Source organism: Rhizobium sp. PDO1-076 (assembly GCF_000247475.1).
Classification (GTDB): domain Bacteria; phylum Pseudomonadota; class Alphaproteobacteria; order Rhizobiales; family Rhizobiaceae; genus Allorhizobium.
Genome location: NZ_AHZC01000151.1, coordinates 1 through 4,246, shown reverse-complemented (window position 1 = coordinate 4,246; position 4,246 = coordinate 1). Strand labels below are relative to the sequence as shown.

The 4,246-nt window shown below is 61.0% G+C and carries 3 protein-coding genes and 1 pseudogene; all 4 read right to left on the bottom strand.

The annotated features are described in order from the left end of the window. A partial coding sequence (locus PDO_RS10380) for an inositol monophosphatase family protein (RefSeq protein ID WP_007601458.1) occupies window positions 1-552 on the bottom strand: 552 nt, incomplete at its 3' end. 69 nt (window positions 553-621) lie between these two features. Then, window positions 622-1,683: an ABC transporter ATP-binding protein gene (locus PDO_RS10375; protein ID WP_007601456.1), complete on the bottom strand. Its 1,062-nt coding sequence runs from the start codon at window positions 1,681-1,683 to the stop codon at window positions 622-624. After that, the gene (locus tag PDO_RS10370; RefSeq protein ID WP_007601455.1) at window positions 1,680-3,911 is read right to left on the bottom strand and encodes an ABC transporter permease; all 2,232 of its coding nucleotides are present in this window, start codon (window positions 3,909-3,911) and stop codon (window positions 1,680-1,682) included. Before PDO_RS10370 ends, PDO_RS10375 begins: the two co-directional genes overlap by 4 nt. Before the next feature lie 91 nt (window positions 3,912-4,002). Beyond that, a pseudogene (locus PDO_RS10365) lies at window positions 4,003-4,246 on the bottom strand (iron ABC transporter substrate-binding protein); the annotation flags it as partial.

Genomic DNA, 4,246 nt, shown 5'->3' with positions numbered 1-4,246 from the left:
GCCCTGAGCGAGCAGATCGGTGACGATCCCGCCAACACATTCCGGGGTCACGTAGCTGTTGCTGCCGATGCCCGTCAGGGCGTTGCGGATCGTCCGGCTGGGATCAAGAACAAGTGTCTTGTCGTTGAGGCTGGCGCCCATGCCCGTGGCAGCCGCATAGGTTTCATCGGCACAGGGGACCTGGATCACGCCGACCACCGGCACGCCCTGATGCAGGACTGCAATCGAGACACACCATGTCGGCATTCCGTTGACGAAGGGCGCCGTGCCGTCAATCGGATCGACAACCCAGGTATAGCCGGAACTGCCAGGTTGCAGGCCAAACTCCTCGCCCAGGAAGCCATCCTCCGGAAGCGCCTTGGCCACGCGTTCGCTCAAAAGCGTCTCGACGTTACGGTCGGCGATGGACACGACATCCTGCAGATCGCGCTTGGTCTCGATCACCAGCGTCTCGCGCCTGTTGAAATAGTCGAGCGCCAGAGCGCCGGCTTCCTTGGCCAGGGTTTTTGCAAGAGCAAAACGTTGCTCGATATCGGCGTCATGCGCAGTCATGGTGGTTGTCCTTGAATTCATCTGTAGGTGTCGTGGTTGGGAGCAAGCAAAGGGTCTGGTGGATAAGAATCACGCGTCGATCAGGGCTATGCCACGGCTCTTGAACCCGAGTGTGACAGCGCTTTGCACCGGCAGACTTCTTTCAACCGCGTGATCGATGATGAACAAAGTCCCGACATCCGTCTCTACCTCGTATTCGACATGGCCTCCGAGATAGGCGCTGTGCAGGACACGACCGGCAATGCCCTGCCCGCCCTGTGCCGCTATCGAGATGGCCCCCGGCCTCACCGCAAGTTTCGCCTTGCCGGGCTTTGCCAAACGCCCCGGCACACGGTGATCCACGCCCGCGACACGGATCAGCGCGTCAGGCCCTTCAAGACTGAGAACCTCGCAAGGGATGACATTGGCCTCCCCCATGAAGTCGGCAATGAAGGACGAGGCCGGCGCCTCATAGAGCTCGCGCGGTGCACCGGACTGGGCGATCTCGCCATCCTTCATCACGATGATGCGGTCAGACACCGCAAGCGCCTCGTCCTGGTCATGCGTGACATAGACGGCGGTGAAACCGAGGCGCTGTTGCAAATCGCGGATTTCGGTGCGCACCCGGCGGCGCAGGCGGGCATCGAGATTGGAGAGCGGCTCGTCGAGCAGAAGCACCTGCGGCTCCAGGACCAGGGCGCGGGCGACAGCGACGCGCTGTTGCTGGCCGCCCGAAAGCTCGGCGGGAAGACGGCTGCCCATGCCGCCAAGACCGACAAGCTTTAACCCTTCCTCAGCCCTTTCGCGCGCGTCTTTCTTGCCAAGGCCCGACGACTGAAGCCCGTAGGCGACATTGTCGAGCGCCGTCATATGCGGAAACAGCGCATAGGATTGAAACACCATAGATACGTCGCGCTCATTAGCCGGCAGCATGGTGACATCCTTGCCGCCGATCAGGATGCGGCCGGATGTCGGATGCTCAAGGCCGGCCAGCATGCGCAATGTTGTGGTCTTGCCACAACCCGAAGGGCCGAGAAGCGTCACCAGCGTGCCGGGCTCGATGGTAAGAGACAGATCCGGAATAGCGGTGAAGGCCCCGAAGGTCTTGCGTACATTCTGGAAAGTGACGGAACCAGGTTTCACGGTGATCATACGGTTTTCTCCTGACCAAGGGGAACAGAGGGAGCGGCGGTGACGCCGGCGACGCGGGTTTCACGGCGCAGACGCCGCTCACCGACGACAAGCTGAAAGCCGGCGATAATGACGAGCATCACCACGATCAGCATCGAGGAATAGGCGATCGCCACGCCATATTCGCCGTTTTCGACAAGACCGACGATGTAGGAGGTCGCCATGTTGTATTCGGCACTCACGAGGAAGATGACCGCACTGATCGAGGTGATCGCCCGGACGAAGGAATAGACCAGCGCTGCCGTGATCGCCGGACGCAACAGCGGCAGGATCACCTTGCGGATGGTGCGGAAACTGTCTGCACGCAGCGTCAGCGATGCCTCGTCCAGGCTCTTGTCAAGCTGGCTCATCGCCGCAATGCCGCCGCGCACGCCGACCGGCATGTTGCGAAAGACGAAGCAGGCAATCAGGATCAGGGCAGAGCCGGTCATCTCGATCGGCGGCAGGTTGAACGCCATGATATAGCTGACACCGATGACCGTGCCGGGGATGGCAAAGCTCATCATCAGCGCAAACTCGAACAGGTTGCGCCCGGCAAATTTCTGCCTGACGATGATATAGGCGGTCAGAAGACCGACGGCGGCAGTCAAGGGTGCGGAGATCAGCGCAATCTCCATTGTCGTCCAGAACGAGTTCCAGGCGACGCCCGTCCAGGCAATGCCGCCATTGCTGAAATCGACCGAGAAGGCACGAATATAGTGGTCGAGCGTGAGGGAATTATCGAGGCCCCAGGTTTTGACAAAACCACCAACCAGGATCATCCCGTAGACCACCAGCGTGAAGATCATCCACGGAATGACCACCGCATGTACGCCGATCGACAATCCGCGCGGCAACGCAATATGGGAGCCGCTGTCACCCTTGCCGGTAACGGTGGCGAAGTTCTTGCCCGACAGCCAGAAGCGCTGGGCCAGGAAGGCCGAGAGGGTGAAGAACAGAAGCACGATGGCGAGCACGGCGGCGCGCGACGGATCGTTCTGCGATCCGACGACGGCAAAGAAGATCTCGGTTGAAAGCACGCCGTGGCTGCCACCGAGAACGAGCGGATTGCCGAAGTCGGCCATGCTCTCGATGAAACCGATCAGGAAGGCATTGGCGAGGCCCGGCTTCATCAACGGCAGGGAAACGCGCCAGAAGGTGCGCCAGCGATCGGCGCGCAGGGTCTGCGAGGCTTCCTCCATCGACGGGCTGACGCCTTCCACCACACCGATCAGAACCAGGAAGGAGATCGGGGTGAACGACAGAACCTGGGCGATCCAGATACCGGTCAGGCCGTAGAGCCATCGACCGGGTTCGATGCCGAACAGGCTGGACAAACCCTCGGTGATCACACCGGCCCGCCCGAACAGCAGCGTCAGCGCCAGGCCGATGACAAATGGCGGTGTGATGATCGGCAGCACCGTCAGGAGGCGCAGGCCTTTCTTGAAGGGAAAGCGTGTGCGGGTCGCCACCAGTGCAAAGCCCAGCCCAAGCATGGTCGAGCCGAACGCCGTCATGATGGCGAGGAACAGGGTTCGCCAGGCAACACCGCAGCGCTCCTCACCCAGAACACAGCCCAGGCTCCAGATGCCGGGATCCTGCATGTTGGCGATGAAACCATCCGGCTTGAACGAGCCGTCGAAATCCTGCACGGAGCCGATCAGCATGCTGCCGATCGGATAGAAGACAAAGACGGTCACGAGAAAGACAAGCACGGAGATCGAGGCGACGATGAAGGCGTCCCCCTTCATCACGCCGCGTTCGGCCAGACCGAAAGCAAAGAGAAGCACAAAGACCAAAGCCATCAGAACAGCACCGGCGCCCATCGACGGTTGCCCGTCTGGGAGCATGCCAAACAGGCTTTCGCTGATTGACCAGGTCCAGCCGCCAAAGCCGATCGCCAGCCCCTGCAACGACAGGAAGACGAGACCGACAGCGCCGACCCAGGCCAGAAGCGTGCCGCGCTTCATCGGATCCCGAACACCGCGAGCCAGACAGCCAAGCACAAAGACTAGGACGATGCCGGCAAGCCAGACACGCCCATGCGAAAGGATCTGCAAGAGCCCCGGTGCGGTATCGGCGCTCGAGGGAAACCCTTCGATCCAGCCAAGCCCGAAGAAGCCGCCTTCGATACGGTACCAGGGAACCAGAGCCAGCGCCGCGCCACCAAGGGCGAGAGCAATATCCAGTCTGCGGTTGCCACGTCTCATGGCGGACCTCGCTATGTCATGTCGATGAAAGGAAGGAAGGACACGGCATGCTGGATATGCTCCGCAATGCCGTGCCCATGACTATGGACGATCAGTTGGCGACAGCGCCGACTTCACGGTCCCAGCGTTCGAGAAGCGCCTTGCGTCTGGCCGGATCGCCAAAAGTCTTGAAGTCGTAGTCGATCAGCTTGATGTCTTCGAACTTCGGAGCCTCTTTCGGCACCTCGGCCGTCTTGTTGGACGGCAGCTGGAAGGATTTCGCATCCTTCATGCGCGACTGGACATCGGGCTGGAGCGCCCAATCGTACCAGATCTTGGCATTGTCGAGATTGCGC

Bases quoted from the DNA above. Each gene is read 5' to 3' on its own strand.
- PDO_RS10375 (WP_007601456.1), bottom strand. From the start codon at position 1,683: ATGATCACCGTGAAACCTGGTTCCGTCACTTTCCAGAATGTACGCAAG.
- PDO_RS10370 (WP_007601455.1), bottom strand. From the start codon at position 3,911: ATGAGACGTGGCAACCGCAGACTGGATATTGCTCTCGCCCTTGGTGGC.